The organism is Echinicola rosea (genome assembly GCF_005281475.1).
Lineage (GTDB): Bacteria > Bacteroidota > Bacteroidia > Cytophagales > Cyclobacteriaceae > Echinicola > Echinicola rosea.
Window position 1 is genome coordinate 3999127 of the sequence record NZ_CP040106.1, and the last position, 18780, is coordinate 4017906.

12 protein-coding genes are annotated in these 18780 nt (G+C 46.1%); 5 read left to right on the plus strand and 7 right to left on the minus strand.

All coding sequences use genetic code 11. The annotated features are described in order from the left end of the window. Window positions 1–11: 11 nt before the first annotated feature. From FDP09_RS15800 to FDP09_RS15825, 6 genes are all read right to left on the minus strand, one after another. The gene (locus FDP09_RS15800) at window positions 12–2345 is read right to left on the minus strand and encodes an outer membrane beta-barrel family protein (protein ID WP_187328689.1); all 2334 of its coding nucleotides are present in this window, start codon (window positions 2343–2345) and stop codon (window positions 12–14) included. Window positions 2346–2410: 65 nt separating this feature from the next. After that, on the minus strand, window positions 2411–3772 hold the full coding sequence (locus tag FDP09_RS15805; protein ID WP_137403597.1) for a DUF3526 domain-containing protein: 1362 nt from the start codon (window positions 3770–3772) through the stop codon (window positions 2411–2413). A 3-nt stretch (window positions 3773–3775) separates the two neighbouring features. Next, window positions 3776–5224 carry an ABC transporter permease gene (locus FDP09_RS15810; RefSeq protein ID WP_137403598.1) on the minus strand — a complete coding sequence of 483 codons (1449 nt, stop codon included), beginning with the start codon at window positions 5222–5224 and terminating at the stop codon, window positions 3776–3778. A gap of 8 nt (window positions 5225–5232) precedes the next feature. Then, window positions 5233–7743, minus strand: coding sequence for a TonB-dependent siderophore receptor (locus FDP09_RS15815; protein WP_137403599.1), 2511 nt, complete (start codon window positions 7741–7743; stop codon window positions 5233–5235). A 1-nt stretch (window position 7744) separates the two neighbouring features. Then, a complete protein-coding gene (locus FDP09_RS15820) occupies window positions 7745–8440 on the minus strand; it encodes an ABC transporter ATP-binding protein (protein WP_187328690.1) in 696 nt (231 codons plus the stop codon). A gap of 317 nt (window positions 8441–8757) precedes the next feature. Beyond that, window positions 8758–11112 (minus strand): TonB-dependent receptor, encoded by a 2355-nt coding sequence (locus tag FDP09_RS15825; protein ID WP_229683421.1) that lies wholly within the window; start codon window positions 11110–11112, stop codon window positions 8758–8760. 200 nt (window positions 11113–11312) lie between these two features. Between FDP09_RS15825 and FDP09_RS15830 the strand changes: the two genes are divergently transcribed. The 5 genes from FDP09_RS15830 (at window position 11313) to FDP09_RS15850 (ending at window position 17560) form a co-directional block, all read left to right on the plus strand. Beyond that, complete coding sequence (locus FDP09_RS15830) at window positions 11313–11864, plus strand: RNA polymerase sigma-70 factor (RefSeq protein ID WP_137403600.1); 552 nt, start codon at window positions 11313–11315, stop codon at window positions 11862–11864. Window positions 11865–12007: 143 nt separating this feature from the next. Further along, entirely contained in the window at window positions 12008–12625 is a 618-nt protein-coding gene (locus FDP09_RS15835) for a hypothetical protein (RefSeq protein WP_137403601.1), read from the plus strand. Then, window positions 12625–15003 (plus strand): TonB-dependent receptor, encoded by a 2379-nt coding sequence (locus FDP09_RS15840; RefSeq protein WP_187328691.1) that lies wholly within the window; start codon window positions 12625–12627, stop codon window positions 15001–15003. The genes FDP09_RS15835 and FDP09_RS15840 overlap by 1 nt, the downstream gene beginning before the upstream one ends. Window positions 15004–15049: 46 nt before the next feature. Continuing rightward, window positions 15050–16303 carry a hypothetical protein gene (locus FDP09_RS15845; protein WP_137403603.1) on the plus strand — a complete coding sequence of 418 codons (1254 nt, stop codon included), beginning with the start codon at window positions 15050–15052 and terminating at the stop codon, window positions 16301–16303. A gap of 18 nt (window positions 16304–16321) precedes the next feature. Beyond that, the gene (locus FDP09_RS15850; protein WP_137403604.1) at window positions 16322–17560 is read left to right on the plus strand and encodes a PepSY-associated TM helix domain-containing protein; all 1239 of its coding nucleotides are present in this window, start codon (window positions 16322–16324) and stop codon (window positions 17558–17560) included. A gap of 737 nt (window positions 17561–18297) precedes the next feature. On the opposite strand, the gene FDP09_RS15855 is transcribed toward FDP09_RS15850, so the two are convergent. Continuing rightward, the gene (locus tag FDP09_RS15855) at window positions 18298–18693 is read right to left on the minus strand and encodes a JAB domain-containing protein (protein WP_229683420.1); all 396 of its coding nucleotides are present in this window, start codon (window positions 18691–18693) and stop codon (window positions 18298–18300) included. Between the last annotated feature and the right edge of the window lie 87 nt (window positions 18694–18780).

An 18780-nucleotide genomic window follows, 5' to 3' on the forward strand; every position in this document is an offset into this window, starting at 1 on the left:
TCAGAAATCCCTTACAGCCGCTCCTCCTCTTCTGATTTTCTGGCTTTTTCCTTAAACAGCTTGCCTCCGATCCGGTAACTGACCGTCAGCCCCAGCCTTCTGGAATCGGGCTTGTCCATATAATGATAGTCGATAAGCGTGCTTTGTGACTGTCCATAAAGCCGATAGCTGTTAAACACATCGGTAAGTGTCAAGACAGCTTCCAGCTTTTCTTCCATAAACGACCGCTTGATGCCTATATCGGTAAAGAAGAGGTTTTTGGTCAGATACATACCCTGGAGTTCTGGACTGGTGTAGCTGATGGTCATATCAAAAGAATAATGCTCCAAAAAGGTCAGTTGCTGCTGTAACGAAAACGTGGTGGCCCATCTGGAAAGCTTCCGCTCTTGGCTTGCTTCCTCTATCGGGTAACGGGTATGGTTTACCCCAGCGTACGCTTGAATATCCCAGTAATCATTAACGGTGATCGGCGCCGTTAAAGTAAAGTCCCATCGGTCAAAATGGGAGAAGTTGGCACTTTGGGAACGGACCGTTACGCCGTTGCTGTCATAGGACAGTTTTCTGGAAATGTACTGGTTTCGCTGACTATAGTCCACAGAAGCCACAAAGTCCTTGGGAAATGTCCAGGAAAAATTGAACAACCAGCCCATTTCCGGCACCAATGACGGATTTCCATAATAATAAAAATATTCATCATTGTACCAACGAACGGGGTTGAGGCTGGAATAGGAAGGCCTGTTGATCCGTCTGCTCACTGCCAAATCCACGTTATGCTTGTCGTTCACTGTATAGGTAAACGACAGGCTGGGAAAAAGCTTGATATACTCCCACTTTTTATCAAAATCCCCCTCCATGAGGGAGCTTTGGGCTTTGGTATATTCCAATCGTAGTCCACCCCTGACCTCTAGGTCCTGAAATGTCCGCAGGGCAGACAGGTAACCTGCACTGATCGTTTCATGATACCGGTAGTGGTTGGTGGATTCCGGGATCATTACGAACGTTCCATCCGACAGTTCCTCAAAACGAAAGTTATTGTCATTTTCAGCCTGTCCATATTTCAATCCTGCTTTGATATCCCATTCGGCTATGGGGAGATCCAAATCTACCCTAGTAGAGAAAATTTTGATGAATCCAGGCTGGTGCATCCGTAGGATATTGGTTTCGATCAGGTTTCCCTCGCTATCCAAATGGTCACTTTCCATCAGGCCATCGGAATAGTTACGGTAAGAAATGTACCGGGCATCTGCGGTCAGTTTCCTGCCTTTTTCGTCCATGTCAAACTGATAATCCCAACCGATTGCATCATAATGATAAGGTTCTTGGAGTTCATATACCGAATGGACGGTTGACAGCAGTTTGTCCGTTGGACTGTTTTTGCGGATAGTTGATGTCTTGGTTCCCCTAAAATCATCAAAATAACCATGGTAATCAATCCCCATCCGATGATTGGGGGCCAACTGCCAATCCCCGCCCATTTTCCAAGTATAATAATTTATCCGAAAGGGCACTTCATTGTTTCTTTCCAAGGACACCTGTTGACCATTTTCAGTGATGGTATTCCCACTTTGACTTGAGCGATAGCGATGGGGGGTGTTATAATCAAACGACCCATAAATGCTCCATTTACCTTTATTAAGGCTGGCAGAAATACCTTGGTTGGTTCGCCAGTACCGGCCTTTGGACACATTGCTCCTCAGTCCAATGGCATATCCTTTGGGCTTTTGGCCTTTGGTGACAATATTGATCAGTCCGGCATTGCCCTCTGCTTCATAGGCAGCAGAAGGGTTTTTGATCAACTCAATCTTTTCGATTTCATCGGCATTGAATCCTTCCAGGTAAATGGCCAATTGATTTCCGGTAAGAAAACTCCGCTTTCCATCCACCATTACATTAATTCCGGCACTGCCCCTCCATAGGATTTGACCATTTTGGTTCAGACTTACACCGGGGAGCTTCTTCAGCACCTCCATGGCCGATACACCACTATTGGTAGCCAGCTTATCCACACGGAAGGTGGTGGTTCCTTTCTGTGTTTCGATCAAGGGTTCCTTAAAGCTCACCACCACCTCATCTAAGTCAGTGGCCGCTTCTTCAAGGACGATATTCATTTCCTCCTCTCCTGCATAAGTGATCTCTCGCAATTGAAATCCCAAAAATGAAACCATCATAACATCCCCTTTTGCCAAGGAAAGTGAAAATCTTCCCTCCATATCGGTCACCGTGCCGACTTCCTTTCCCTTAAGCTGGATGGCCGCTCCCGGCAATGGCATGTTCTGGACATCTGTGACCGAACCCCTGAGGAGCTTTTCTTGTGCCATCCCCGGTAACCACAAAAAAATGGTCATGAGGAATAATAAGAAGTGTTTATTTAAACCGGTCATTTGAGTTTATATTTACCTGTTATGCTCCTTCACCATCCTTCCCGGTGCCTGAGCCTCCCAAATCGAATAAGGGAAACTGCCAATAGGATCAGCGCTCCACCCCACACAGGAAGCTGCACGGCAAGCCAGTCAACGGTAGGCTCTTTTTTATAGATCTTGGGCTGTAAACTTTCCCAATCCACACTTGACACCGCTTGTGTTTCAAATATTTTTGGGTAAAAATCCATCCGTAACCGTTCATGAAACCGATCAGTAGCTTCCAAAAACCGTAGATGGTCTGATTGACCTGTTCCTGCCAGTTGGTTAAAGGCTAGCTGGACATGCATGGAAGGAAGCACCCAGGCAAACATCCGGCTTGCCGATTCACGCTGCTCCAGTTTTTTGTTCATGGCCAAGGTAGCTTCCCTGGCATCGTCATCCCCCATTTGCTGCATGGCATAGTACCACAGCCAATTAAACCCTTCTTCCGGTGGCATGCCATAAGAGGCAAATTGTGGGTAATGGTCATAAAAGGCTTCCATGGTCTCCCTTTTGTTCGTGTCCCATTTTTTATGGTACCCGTCCCGCTGGTCAATCATCGTTTCCAACGCCTCTGGAACAGGATAGCGATTTGTCAAAAAGCTGTTGACCCCTGAGGGCAACAAAATGGATAACACCAACCATAGAGAAAGCAGGGTGAGGGCATTGTAACTCGATCCTTTGCCAAAGGAAACCACCAAAAAACTGAGCGTAAACCAAAACACCAGATACCCCATACCAAGTAAAAAAAATGCCGAAAGCGTGGTATTAACGGGCAATTGTAACAGCATTATGGCAACTACAAACAGCAGCAGGTAGATTGCCAACACGGCCACTACCCGGATCAACAGTTTTTTGGCAATGTAGTAAAACCTGGATTTGGACTGCACGGTGATCAATGGCCATATACCGGCCTCTCTTTCTTCAGACAGCAAATTAAAGGTAAGCACTATGATCAACAGCGGAAACAGGTGAATGATCACAAATCCCAGATCCAAATTTCCTGCCTGCAAGGAACTAGGATTGACCAAATCGGTATCATACTTCTGCCCTTCAAGGTTCCTGATCGTTACCTGTCGGACATTTGGGTTGACATCGCTCTGTCCTATGGAGAGGGCAGCCAATTTATCCGGCTCATTGATCAGGGCAAATTTGATATAGTAAAGCAATAGGCCAAGGTCATCACTGTGATAGGTGACATTTCGTTGGATGTGCTCCTGTTGGTAATCCGCCACTTGTTCGGTGGTCACTTCTTGTCGATCCAAAAACTGCTTACCTATCAGCAAGCCCAAGATACCCAATACGGCAACCAGGACCATACACAGTATGACCACTTTGGAACGAAAAAGCTCTTTTATAATGAGACGGTACATGGTTTATACAGCGGTTACTTTATTTGACATATAGAAAATTCCCCAAACGGCGATCACCCCCCAGCCCAAAAGCGACAATAATGACAACCAAGCATTTTCAATGACTTTGGTAAAGGACAAAAACCGCTGCTCAAAATCAGGGACAAGGCTCCACTCCTCGTGTTCTACCACATGCTCTTTTCCTTCAGAACCCTGCGCCTTCTTAGGGCTGATATGTTCCATTTGGAGTTCATTCATTTTTTGCGCAAGGTCATATCGGTACCTTTCGGCCTGCTCTTGGAAATCTAGATAAGTGCTGAAATCCGTTCCCGACAGTGCCATGGAAAGTTGTTTGATGGCCACATAAGGATTGATCAGTGCTGCCCATTCCGTGAGGGTGTTTTGAAGGCCGTACTTTTCCAAAAGAGCTTCTTGATGGTTGTTATAAATTGCCGAACTTGTCCGCTCGCCCACGCCCATGACGAATCCTCCGTAGTTAAAAGGAAGATCTTCGATGGAATCCACCTGATGGGCAGCCAGCACTGAATCCTTAAGGGCTTTGAAATAGGGATCATCAGGATTGTGGCTGTCCCCCTTTTGCACCACTTCGTCTTCAATGGCCGATTCAAAAGCTACTTTTGAAGGGGACGGAAACAGGTAGTTGCCCAGAGCCTGGGATGTCCTCGGCATCAGCACAACAAACACCAACCAAATGGCCAGAAGCTTGATCAACGCGTTCTTGGATTTGTGGGAAGTGGCCGATACCACCACAGTGATGATACTGAGCACCATGAAAAAAAGCATGTAAACCAGCGACAGTACCGCAAACCTCGTCCATACATCGCCAGGGTCTGCGGCCTCTTGGCCTACCAAAAAATATCCCAACATCAGTAATACTGGCAACAGGCACACTAAAGCAACCAACCACAGGCCCAGTGTCTTCCCCACAAGGATTTCCCGAAATTTCGCTCCTTGGATAAGCATGATCTTTAAAGTTCCGCTCTCACGCTCCGCAGAAACCGACGCGAAACCCAAAAAAAACAATAGCAGGGGAAACACCGTCTGCAAAACCATGGCAAGCGTCAGCTCTCCAAAACGGAGCAGGCCGGTGGAAAGACTGGCCTCGGAAAAATTGACCATATTCTGTTTGTGAGCCTCCAAAAACACAGCATTGCCCGTAAAGTTTTCAATGCCCCCATCAAACATGCTCAGGGGATACTTTAACCTGAAGGCAAAAGTACCGAAGTGAGCCATTCTGTGCGGGTGCTTATCCGGGTTTGATTCCCAGCTTTCCCGGGCTTTTTGCTGATAGTGCTGCCGGATTTCATTTTGCTCCTTGTAATTTTCCCAGCCGGTCACGCCGCTAAAGCCCAACAGCATCACCACAATCAAGAGCAATGGATATATCGCCCTTGAGCGAAAAGCTGTGGTCCAAAACTGGCGCGCAACCAAGATGATGATTTCTTTTCTCATGTTCACTGTCAAAATTTATAGGTGGCCGTTAGCAGCATATTCCTTGGTGCTCCCGGGAACAACCTCGTATAGTTCTGGGCTCCCAGCCAATAGGTCTTGTCTGTAATATTATCTACCCTCAAGCTGAGCTGAAAGTCCTTTTTGTCCGGCGCATAATAAATGGCCATATCAAGAAGCGTATAGGCGGGCACGGTAAAGTCACGGGTAAACCAAGGCACCTTGTCCCCACTGTACTGTACCCCCAGCCCAATTCCAAAATCACGCAATGCCGTCAGCTCATGACCAAAATCATACCGTGACCACAGGTTGGCACTGTTGATGGGCGTGTTTTCTTTACGTTGGCCAATCAGCGAGCTGTCAGCATCTTCCATGATTTCCGCATCGATATAGCTATAGGAGGCATTCACCTGCCAGTTGGGCAAAATGTACCCGGTCATTTCCAACTCCAGCCCCCTACTCCTGTCTGCGCCCCGCTGTACCAGCGAATCCGGATATTCCGGTAGGTTGGCATTCATCAGGATATTCTTTTGATTGATCTCATAGGCGGCCAAGTTGGCGTGAAGTTGTCCCTTGAAAAAGGTCCCTTTGGCACCGATTTCCTTTAGGTCACTGACCAGCGGCTTAAATCGTGCAGGAGAATTTGGGTCCCAGAAAAAAACAGCGGTACTGGGCATCAATGTAACGGTATTGGATTGGGGCTGAAATCCCTCCAAATAGGTCGCATAAAGGTTGATATTACCGGTAATGCCATAAACCAACCCTATTCGGGGTATCAGGGCGGAGTTTTTGAACCCGGCTTCTTGGTCGGTGCCGTAATTGGTCACATCCTCAAACCACTCCTTACGCAAACTCAACAGGGAGGAAAATTTCCCGATTTTCAATTGGTGCTGGACATATGCTCCGTGGGTAGTCGTCAATGTCGGTGGAATGATGCTGACCGCATTGATCGTATAATCCCGGGTATCCACAGAAGCATAAACAGGATTGTTCAGGTCAAAGTGAGCCACATTGGGCACAGGAAGCGTAACACCGTCCATTTGGTAGGTCTGATAATTATCCGCATCTTCAGGATCAAAGCCATTGGTCACCGAACCGTCATTCAGCAGGTATCCCCTTGCAGAATTTTGTGCGCCACCCTTGGTCTTGTGCCAACGGCTAAGGTCATAGCCTGCCACCAGCTTATGGGCAAATTGGCCCGTTTTGAAATCCGCATCAAAATAAGTACTTAGGTTATCAGTATCCCAAAACTGCTGTCGGTCCACATACCGCATGCTGACCAGGCTGGGTATAGGCGTACCATCGATATCCACCGCAAAGGCATTAGTGGTGCGGTGTTCGGCCAAGTCTTCCGTCCATGTCTGCTTCATGTAGGACAGGTTGAAGTTGATATGGTCGGAAAGTTTCCGCTTAAAATTCCCCATTAGTATCATTTCGGTCGATCTGAAATAATCCTCGCTGGCATTGAGGCTAAGACTGATGGGCGTACTGTTCAAGTCTGTCTCTCCTGGCTCGGCACCAAAAATTGGCTGCCCTCTGTCTAGGGTTCCCAGGTTGTCGCTATAAATCATTTCGATATTGATCGCCGTCTTTTCATCTGGGATATAACTGATGGACGGGGAAATGAGCAAGGCATCGTTTCGCACCAAGTCACGATAGGATTTTCCCCGCTGAAAGCCCATATTCAAGCGGTACAACAAGGTTTTTTCTTCATTGATCGGCCCTGTAAAATCCATCGTTCCCCGTAAAGTGCTGAAGCTGCCCACGCCAAAACTAATCTCTCTTCTGGCCTCGGCCAATGGCTTTTTGGTTACCATATTGATGCTTCCGCCCGGATCAACACTGGAGAACGTTACCGAAGCTGGTCCTTTGAGGACTTCTATTCGTTCGATATTGGAGGTAATGGGCTGGAGAAAAAAGTACTGGTGTGTCCGCATCCCATTGATGATCTGCCCTTCCTCGTTCTGGGTAATCCCTCGAATGCTGTAGTGATTGTAAAATCCAGTCGAACTCACGCCACTCACTGTTTTGACCGCTTCGCTCAGCCGGTAAGCCTGTCTGTCGCTGATGAGTTCCTTGGTCACGACAGATAGGGACTGGGGCAGTTCACGGTTTTTAATCCCTATTTTTGTGGCCGAAAATGAATAGTCGCTGGTATAATCCCGCTGCTCCCTGCCCAGCACTTCGATGGTCTGTAGCTGCTGCTCGTCCGCCAGCATGACGATATCCCCCAGATCAAGGGTCCCATTATTTTCCAGGTTGATTTGATCCCGAAAAACCTGATATCCCAAAAAACGAATCTCGAGGGCATAGGTCTGCCCATCCGTTACATCTATCCTAAATTGGCCGTCGTTATCCGTCACTCCTTTGACCAGCTCCTCTCCACTGGAAAGCCTTACCAATGCACCTGGCAAAGTCACCTGATCTTCTCCGCGGACTTTTCCAGTTACGGTTACTTGTGCATGTACCTGTAAAAAACAAAAAGCCAGCAGGACCGTTAGCAGCATGATTTTCCGTTCCATCTCAAATCGTTTTGAGGTAAAGCTGTTGCAATGATTTGGCATCGACATCGGTAGTCGAAGTGGAATGTACCATCTCTCCCTCCTTCATAATGCCAATCCTTGAGCCCACATTTACAGCATTGAAAATATCGTGGGTGGCCATAAAAATTGCCGTACCCGCATGGGCAAGCTGCTTACATATAAGCGTAAATTCGTCCGTTGCTTTGGGGTCCAGCCCTGAAGTGGGCTCATCCATAAAGACCACCTCCGCATGCTTTGACAAGGCAATGGCAATCCCTACTTTTTGGCGCATTCCCTTTGAATAGGTGGACAGCGGCCTAGCATGTGCCTGCTGTGGCAAACCTGATTTTTCCAAAAAGTTCATAAGTTCCTTTGCTGAATATCGATAACCGGCCATTCGGCTGAAAAGGTCCAGGTTTTCGGTACCAGAAAGGTTACCGTAAAGCTGTACTACTTCCGGGATATAGGCGATCAATTTGTTGGTATCCGCCATTTGGGTTCCCACCTCCATGTGATTGATCAATGCCTTTCCAGAGGTCGGCTTTAACAATCCCAAAAAAATGTTGATCGTAGTGGTCTTGCCTGCCCCGTTTTGACCGAGCAGACAAAAAATTTCTCCTTTATCAATTTTAAAGTTTAACCCCTTGAGTGCCTGATACTCCCCATAGGTTTTCTTCAAGTCTATCGCTTCTAGCATGTGGATGATTGGTTTACAAATGCAATTACAGCACAAAAGAAGAAAATCAAGACTTTAAATGCAACATTATTGCATTAAAATTGCGCAAAAATTCCCTAAGGTTAATGGTTGAAAAAATAGAATCAGATTTTATTGTAAAATAAAACGTAATAATTGTTCAAATAGATTTTTAACAGAAATGGGTCAATTTTTGACCTTCGCTGTTCACCCTCGTGAAATTCGCATACTATAAAAAACCAAACCGCCAGATACTCGGGTATCTGGCGGCAAAATAATCAGGAAATAATAAGGACTGCTGCTTATTTTAGTCCTATGATTTAAAATCTGACAGTGAGATTGGCGGCAAAATTGGCCGGAGCCTGTGCTACGCCGTAACTGGACCAATACTTCTCATTGGTAAGGTTATTGCCTTTGAGTCCTAACCTCCACGTGGGTTGTTCAAAGAATATGGAAGCATTAAATAATGTATAGGAAGGAACGGCAACCACATTGTCGCTAAACAGGTAATTTTCACCCACCTGATTTCCTCCGACCCCAAACCCAAGGCCCTTGAGTTTTCCTTGGAGCGCATAGGAAAGCCAAAGGTTGGCCACGTTCTCCGGTGCTCCCACTGCCTTGTTCCCCTCGATATCCTCATCGCTGGCCTTCACGATCCTGTTGTCATTATAGGCATAGCCAGCCACGATATTCAACCCGGCAATGGGATTGGCCACCACTTCTATATCTCCCCCCTTGCTTACCTGACGACCATCCTGTTCGATAAATCCATCTGCATTGGTGCGTATGGCATTATCTATGGCAATATGGTAATAGCTTATCGTAGCGGTAAGCCTCTTATCAAATACTTCTGCCTTCAGGCCGCCTTCTGCCTGTTCGGCATATAAAGGATCCAACACCAAGAGGGCCCCATCTGGCTGATTGGCTGGCGCCTGGTTTTGAAACCCGTTCATGTAATTTCCAAATACCGAAACCTGTTCTTTTACCAACTGGTAAATCAACCCGAGTTTTGGAGATAGGGAAGTTTGTTCATAGCCTTCGACTGTTCCATTATCCGGCCTGTAAAAATGATCCAGTCGTAAACTGAGCATCGTGGAAAGGCGGTCCGTCAGTGCTAACACATCCGATGCATAGAGACTATATGTATTGTCGTTGGCTTTGTGCCATCCCGGCCAGTTTCCGGGCACCATATAAGGGTCAAGTTCTTGCTTTCGTAGTACCCTAAAATCCGTGGTTACATCTACGGTATCTATAAATCCAGAAGTGGCAGCCTCACTCCTAGCATCCATAAACCTCAAGCTCGCTCCCACAAGTATTTTGTGACGGATGGTTCCGGTGGCAAATTCCCCATTGATATTTTCTTGGATATTGGTATAGCTGTTATATATCGGTCCCCAATTGCCTATATTTCTGGCCGCCAAACTCGGTGAGAGCCAAGTTGCATAATATTGGTAACTGTGATCAACATCCTCTTCTACATAAGAAAAAAGGGTCGTGGAGGTCCAGTTTTCGGATATTTTGTACTGTGCTTGTGTAAAAATTTTTAGGGATGACGTAGCGGCATTTGCATCTTCATGGAAGAGTGCTTTATTGTAATCGATCAATAATTCATCCGGGCCGGTAATACCGGAGTTTGCACCATACCTTGAATATAGGGTCCTTGTGCTTTTCGCATCGAACAGTTCAGCATCCAAGGTAAAAGAGAGCCTATCGGATGCGATGTGCTTCAGGCTTGGAGAGATCAGAAAGGTATTGTTAAACCCATAATCCAAGAAACGTTTCTGTCGGTTCAATGCAGTGTTCAGCCTGAACAGTGTTTTCTTATCTTTGGTCAAAGGAGTATTGATGTCAGCTGTGATTCGGTGCAAGTTAAAGCTTCCCGTGGTATAGCCTATTTCGGTCAGTTTATCCTCCATTGGCTTTTTAGTGACCAAATTTACCACTCCCCCAAAGGAGCTAACATTACTCCCAAACAAGGTACCTGACGGGCCTTTCAGCACCTCAATTCGCTCAATATTACCGATATCCACGCTGGACCTACCAGTGGATGTCTCCATACCGTTCCTGGAATTGATTCCGATATTGAAGCCCCTGAACGTCGCTGCAAAGCCTCCTGAGGGATAAATAACGGGCACTACCCCTGTCGCATTCCTAACACTCTGGTCGATGTCCGTCAATACCTGTTCCTGTAGGAGTTCCTTGTTCACCACACTGTAAACCTGAGGATTTTCGAGGTTTTCCAAAGGCATGCGTGCCACGTATTCGGTAGCTTTATCGGCAAAACGGTTTACTTTACTATCTGCCACGATTACTTCCTGAAGGTCACTCCCGTTTTCATATAGCAGTATTTTGCCAAGATCCTTTCTTTCACCCGGCTTTAGCGAAACCTGCATACTTCTTCTTCCATAGCTCACGTGGGAGATCTGCAGTTGGTAGTTGCCCGATGGCAAACCTTCTACTATAAACTCCCCACTATCGTCCGTAAGCGCCCCCTTATCCAGTTCCCTAAAATGAACATTTGCGTATGGAATGGGGCGACCGCTTTTGTCAGCGACCTTTCCTTCTACTGATGAAAGCGCTTGTCTGGCGAAAGTTGGGAAACTACAACTCAAGCAGACTATACATAATAAGAAAAGGGCCTTCAGCCTAATATTTGGTTGGAAAAGATACATCATATTTTATTTAGATTAATTAAAATTAATGCAAAAGTAAGCGTTTATTTTTTGTTTGGCTTGGTTCAAAACAAAAACACTCATTGATTTTATCAATGATATTTTTATTTAGATTTAATTTTAATAAATGCTTGATTCAGGAAAACACGACGCTTTAATTTGTGGTCACAACACCCCCAATCTACTATAACCCTTCCTACCATATGTTCCTTAGAAATAAAAAGAGCAATCCAAAGCCAGCCCCTACTTTCCAATCGGAAAAGGAGTTTGAGGAGATCTATAAAAGGTATTCCAAGCCAATGATATCGATGGCATATAATCGTACAGGAGATAAGGAAGTAGCCAAAGAGATCGTACAGGACGTATTTCTTTCACTTTGGAAACGCCGTGAAGAGGTAAGGATAAGAGGCTCCATCAAAAACTACCTTTTGAGGGCTGTAAAACTGGAAATAATAGATTACTACCGTAAAAAAAGCAGAAAAGAGAAGCACCAACATTATCTTACTGAAAATGCGTGCCAATCGTCTCGCTCCACCGAACAAACAATCCTATTCAATGAATTGAACCTGAGGATCTCGGCCATGGTGGACAAACTTCCTGCCCAATGTCGGGAAGTGTACCTGTTGAGCCGGGAAAAAGGCCTTAACAACAAAGAAATCGCCCTGTCCATGGCCGTTACCGAGAAAACTGTAGAATCCCACCTTACCAAAGCCCTCAAATTCCTCCGCTCCAGCATCACCATCTGTACAGATTGATTCCTTTCTCTTCCATGAAAACGAAACCATTGGCTGCTGCCGTCCACATTTAAAAAAAAAAATTACTTTTTTTAAATGTGGACTCAGGGTAAACCATCGAATGAACGGCTATACTTTTAATTGGGTCAAAAACCGTAACCGAAATGAACATTACAAATGACTTATTGGACAGGTATAGCCGCAACCTGTGCTCGCCCGGTGAACGGGCATTGGTGGAGGCTTGGCTGGATTCCACCCATGACGAAACTTTCCACCTCACGGAATTGGAGCTCCAGTCCATGGATTCCGAGGTGTGGGACAAACTGAACCAAGGAATGCATTCCAAGAAGGACGTTCCCATGTACCGCACCTTTCTCCGTTACGCAGCAGGGGTTGCATTAGCTGCTGGCCTTGTTTCGGCTTCTTTTTGGTCAGGATATAGCATGCGACCCAAAGCCCTAACCGGGACTGCAGTAAAAGACAGCCATACGGCCTCGACTATAGACAATATGCTCTACCTGAGCAATAATCCGGGCATCTCCAAAAGGGTTTCTGCCAACAGTTGCGAACTACGCTTTCAGGGAGTGTTAAGGGTGTATAATAATTCCCCTTCTCCAAAGCTGGTAACCTGTGGTGGAAAGACCCTCTCCGCTTCTCCCGGCAAGGCCACCTATTACCTCAACACCAAGCTTCATGGCTTTAGGGAAATCAATATGCAATCTGGTGAAATGCTGTTTTATGAAAACCAACTTAAGAAATCTTCCATTAGTATATGCGTCTAATGATTAAAAGAAGCCTCCTTCTTATATTACTCCTATACCAGGCGCTGCTCCAGGGAAATGCCCAAGACCATTCTACTACATTGATCGGGACGGTGCACTTAGAGAGCGGTCCTCCCCTTCCTGGCGTGATCATCAGAATAGAAGGCACCCAACTGGGATCCATATCAAATGAACATGGCCAGTTTGAGATTGATGGTATCAGTCCGGGAACATACACCGTATCCTGTCAGGCCATGGGCTACGCCCCGCAAAGCAAGGAAGTCAATTTCATTCTGGGCAAGGCCGTTTCCCTTGACTTTTACATGACCGAAAGTGCCCAGCAACTAGGTGAAGTGACTGTGATGGGCAAAACCGAATCGACCTTGCTACGGGAATCCTCCAAGGCAGTCACGGTAGTAGATACCAAAGAAGCAAAACTCCAAACGGCCGATCTCGGTGAAGTGCTCAACACCGTATCGGGCGTAAATGTACGACGATCGGGAGGGTTGGGCTCGGAAAACCGTTTTTCCCTCAACGGCCTCACTGATGACCAAATCCGCTTTATGCTGGACGGCATACCGTTGGACATTATGGGCTATAGCTCCGGAATCGCCAATGTGCCTGTAAATTTAATTGAGCGGGCAGAAATCTATAAAGGAGTAGTCCCCGTAGATCTGGGAGCCGATGCACTTGGAGGAGCCGTGAACCTGGTATCCAATGGCAGCAGCGACATTAGCCAAGGGGCCGTATCTTATCAGGTAGGTTCCTTTGGCACCCAACGGGTCTCACTGGAGGCACAGCGTAAAACCAATGCAAAAGGGTTCTTTGTTCGTGGTAGCGGTTACTATGACTACGCGAAGAACAATTACCTCGTAGATGTGGAAATTGTGGGAGACGGGGGAAAACTGCACGATGCTACTGTGCCCCGGTTTCACGATTCATACCGAAGCTACGGCCTACGGGGAACGGTTGGCCTGGCAAACCAAAAATGGGCAGATGAAATTTCATTGGAGGCTTTTGCCAACCACACTGCCCGGGATATCCAAAACAACAACGTCATGTCCATTGTTTACGGAGAGGTTACCAGCCAGAACACCAACCAAGGTGCCTTGTTGCGCTATCGAAAAGAAATCGCCAAGCGCCTTCGCATCAACTTTGCCAGCGGATATACCTATGACCAGGTGCACTTTTTAGATACCAGTCGGTACATCTATACCTGGACAGGAGATGTGGTCAGGGAAGCAAACGGGGCACCAAGAGAACGCTCCCCGGGGGAGCTCGGACAAGCAACCGACCGCCTCATATGGGACCATAATACCTATGCACGGCTCAGTATGGAGTATCAACTGGGAGCAAGGCACCTTTTACGGGCTTCCTCGGCCCCCACCTATGTCTCCCGGTCTGGTAACGAAAGATGGAACGAAGAAGATGAAACCATCGACCCACTCCATGAGATAAACACGCTGTTTACATGGGTAAACGGACTAGAACACCGCTTCAACTCGGCTGATGAAAAATTGGAAAACAGCTTCTTTGTTAAGCATTATTTCCAAGCTGTCCGCGCAGAAGAGCCTACGTCCACCCTTGGAGTCACCAGAAACATGGACCGGGAGTCAAACAATTTTGGTATTGGTAACAGTCTTCGCTTTCACTTGCATCCACGGTGGATGCTAAAGGCATCCTACGAATGGGCCACGCGATTGCCACGGTCAGGAGAGATTTTTGGCAACGGCAGGTTGATTCTGCCCAATCTTTCCTTGAAGCCTGAAAGAAGCCATAATGCTAACCTGGCCATTCATTTCTCCAGTTCCCAGGACGCTCATGAATCGTGGAAGCTTTCCTTAAATGGATTTTTGCGCGGCACCGACCAACTTATCTTACTATTGGGTAATAATGAGGTTTTCAGCTATCAGAACGTTTTTGCAGCCCGGTCGCTAGGTGTTGAATTCAACGGGTCTTGGCAGTCTTCCAACAAACGTCTGCAGGTCACCGCCAACACCACTGTTCAGGATTTCAGAAACCAAAGCTCAAAGGGAGATTTTGGCCCTTATGCAGGAGATCGCATCCCCAATAGGCCCTATTTCTTTATCAATAACAGTGTAGGCTATCATTTCCCAGAGCTGTTTACCAATGGAGGGAATCTGCACATATTCCTTAAAAACCGTTATGTCCACGAGTTTTACAAGGGCTGGGAAAGTGTGGGGCTAAAGAAATTCAAGGCCATTATCCCTACACAATTTATCCAACATGCAGGCGCCACTTATCAAATGCCCCTAAAAGGACTACAAACTTCCCTGACCGCAGAGGTCCACAACCTCACCAATTCGGAGGTCTATGATTTCTTTGGCGTCCAAAAACCGGGAAGGGCCTACTATTTGAAATTGACCACCTCATTTTAAACCAATAAATGTTCATTTAATCAATATGTATAAAATGTATTTATCAATGACAAACAAAAGTAACGTAGCCTCCCGCTACAAAAACCAATTTATTCGTCTATTTGCGGTAATGCTCTCGCTTGCCGTATTTTCCTGTAACGAAGATGAACCCGAAAACAATGGTACCGATCCCGAAGAAGGAGGCGATCTCTATGCTATATTTTACCGGGTAAACACTCCTGATGGGAGATTGCATTATACCACGCTGGTCGAAGACCTGATGACCAGTGAAGTGGATCCCTCCAATGCCATCGAAACTTCCGGCAATGCTCGGTTTTTCGCTCCTGAATCCAAAAATTACTTTACCATTGCCGACCCTGCAGACTACAGCTTCACCCGTTATGACATCACAGAGGACAACGAAATTTGGGAAGGGGATCGTTTCTCCATGGCCAATGAAGGGGTGACCGATCTTCAAAACCGGAACATTTTCCTCAGTGAAACAAAAGCTTATTATATCGACTACACCCAAGGACAGATCATCGTTTGGAATCCTGAGGACATGTCCATCACCAAATCCTTTGATCTCCCGGAACAACTGCGGGACGGCTATCAGGGGTATTGGGTGTCCATGCCATTTGATGAATTCCAGATTGTAGGCAACCGTCTTTATATTCCAGCCGGATGGCTCAATTGGGATAACGAAACTTATCTCGACAAAACAGGCCTGGCCATCGTTGACATCGAAAATGATGCCGTCATTTCCTATGCTGAAACGGACAGGTGCCCCATGGCGGTCATGCCTGCCATCATGGAAAATGGGGACGCCTATTATGGCACCAGCTACTACCTGCCATTTGCCACAACATCCAGAGAAAAAGAAGACTGTGGATGCATCCTAAAAGTGGAAGCCGGGGCTGATGGCTTCGATGAGGATTATGATCCCAATTACATGGATCAAATCGAAGGCTATAGTGTGGGTATTTCTTTGGGCAAGTCTCCTAAAGAAAATCATGGATACGTAAGGGTATTGGACACCGAAAAACTGGCTTGGTCTCCCGAAATGGACGGAAGGGACTATTATAGCTTAAGTTGGTTTACCTACGAAATTAACCTTCCCGAACAAACGGTCGTGGGCAAAGCCGATCTACCATATGCAGGATCATATGTGGGGTCGCCTTACGTTATCGATGGCCAAAACTATAGCAGTATTTCAGATGAAGACGGTAATACTACCATTATCCGATATGCTCCTGATGGATCCTACACAGAAGGTATTTCTCTTCCAGGTTCACTGATGGGCATTCAGAAAGTAAGGTAGGGAATTTCCTGTCAACACATGAAATTCAAAAAAACCATAGGAAAGATTCACCTCTGGCTCGGATTAACTTCCGGGCTAGTGGTGTTTATTGTGGCCATTACCGGCTGTCTTTGGGTATTCCAGGACGAAATACGTCCTTTGGTTTACCAAGACAGGATGTATATCGATCCACCCTCAGGGGACAATGACCGAATGCCCCTGACCGCACTGGTCAAAGCTGCTGAAGAAGCCATGGGCAATGGATATTCCGTGGAAAGGGCCTATTACCCTACCGCCGAAAATGAAACCGTCTATATTCAATTCAGAAAGTTCAATGAAGGCGCTGAAGATACCGTGCTCTGGTACGGAGATTATATCGATTACTATTATAAAGTATTTCTCAATCCGTACACCGGAGAAGTGGTCAATATTGAAAACACCAAGTGGGAGTTTTTCAATGTTGTCCTGTGGGCACATTTTACCCTCCTTCTGCCCTATTCCATTGGCCACGAAGTGGTGGGTTATGGCATACTGGTATTCGTGATCATGTTGATCACGGGATTGGTACTTTGGTGGCCAAAAAACCGGCCTGCTGCCAGGCAACGGTTCTGGTTCCGCTGGAAACAGACGACCCGATGGAAGCGCAAAAACTATGACCTTCACAACATCCTTGGGTTTTATGCGCTGGTCTTTGCCCTTGTGATAGCCGTTACCGGATTGGTATGGTCCTTTGATTGGGTAAGTGAAGGAATCCAATGGGTAGCCAATGGGGGAAAGTCCATAAAAGCCGACCACAAACATCCAAAAATTACCTTTACCGAACCGGATCAAGATCAAGTATTTGATGCCATAATGACCAAGATGGTTGGCAGGCATCCCGATGCCCACTATTTCTACATCAGGTTCCCACGTACAAAGGACAGTCCTATGTCCATCAATGCGACCATGGGGGAACATGGCTATGGAAACTATATCCGATACCTTATGCATCCCTACACCGCTGAAATTATAGAAGAATCACGTTTCGAGAACCTTAACAATGGGGAAAAGGCCGTTGAACTTAACTATCCGATCCATGTGGGCAGTATCTTGGGAATACCAGGCAAAATTTTAGCGTTTCTGACCAGTTTGGTAACAGCAAGTCTTCCGTTAAGCGGATGCCTTATATGGCTGGGGAGAAGGCGAAAAAAGAAGCGTAAACCTTCCGGATCGAAACAATCTATACAAAGATCATCGCCGCTGGCCTCTCCTTCACAGCTACAAAAGCACTTTCAATGAATGGAACCCAACATTCGGACGGTACGCACAATCCCTGCATGTCCGGTTACCTGTGGCAAATACTGACCGGATCCGGCCAAGGCCAACCAGAAACCTGGGCCAAACGAGTTCCATTCCGGCATATCCTTTTTTGGTTTGATGTATCCTTAAAAAATATAATCCAGGATGTATTCCCATCGCTCCAATTTGGGATCAATGCCGTTTAGTTAAGAAGATTTTCCAATACGGATCGTCCATTGAGAGCGTTATGATTTTAATCCATGGCCTTTTAAAATATGTACAAAATGGATTTCCAATTGACTACCCTCATTTCTTTCCTAAAACCATTTTTTAAAAACGTAATCGTGTTCTATAATGCCAATATGAGAGCGGCTTTATTATTATGAAGTGCTATATTGATTTAAAAAGGATTACTTGCCGATACAAAAATTATAAATAACGGATTATCAATTATTTAAACGCAACCAGCTACAGTATCGATACAAGTATAAAACATACTTTTAAAGTAGCGAAATTCCAGTGAATTTCCCTAAGGTTTTTTCTGATTTTTACCATTTTTTTCCGATATCATAATATTTGAAATTGGAGAGATTATTAAATGTAGAAATATCGGATAATAACTTATTAAGATATTATCCGATATTCGTTTGCTTGGGTGGGCCGACACAAACTTTTCTCGAACCGGTTTTATGGACATTTGGAGAGATATTTTTGGGATGATGAATAAAAAAAGGGCCCTAAAGCCCTCTCATATCGGCAAATGAATAGTACCCTTCCGCAGTGATGATGATATGGTCCATTACCAGCAAATTCAACAATTTACCAGCCTTGACCATTTTCTCGGTAATGCGGTTGCCCTGGTCACTGGGGCGAAGGGTTCCGGAAGGATGGTTGTGGGCAAGGACAATGCCCGATGCCGATGCCTTCATGGCCGCTACAAAGATCACCTTCAGCTCCACCACGGTACCGCAGGTTCCACCAGAAGAGGCGTTGACAATGCCCAGTATCCGGTTTGCCCTGTTGAGCAAAACCACCTTGAACTCTTCGATAAATTCCAGTTTTGATGGGTCCCAATTGGCCCTGATCACTTTCGCAGCACCTTGGGAGGAAACGATCTGCGGCTTATCTGACATCTTGGAATTGGGGCGGTAGCTTAAGGTAATTTCGGTAACTTGGCTGAGGACGGTGTTATTGTTGGTATCCGTTACAATTCATGTTTA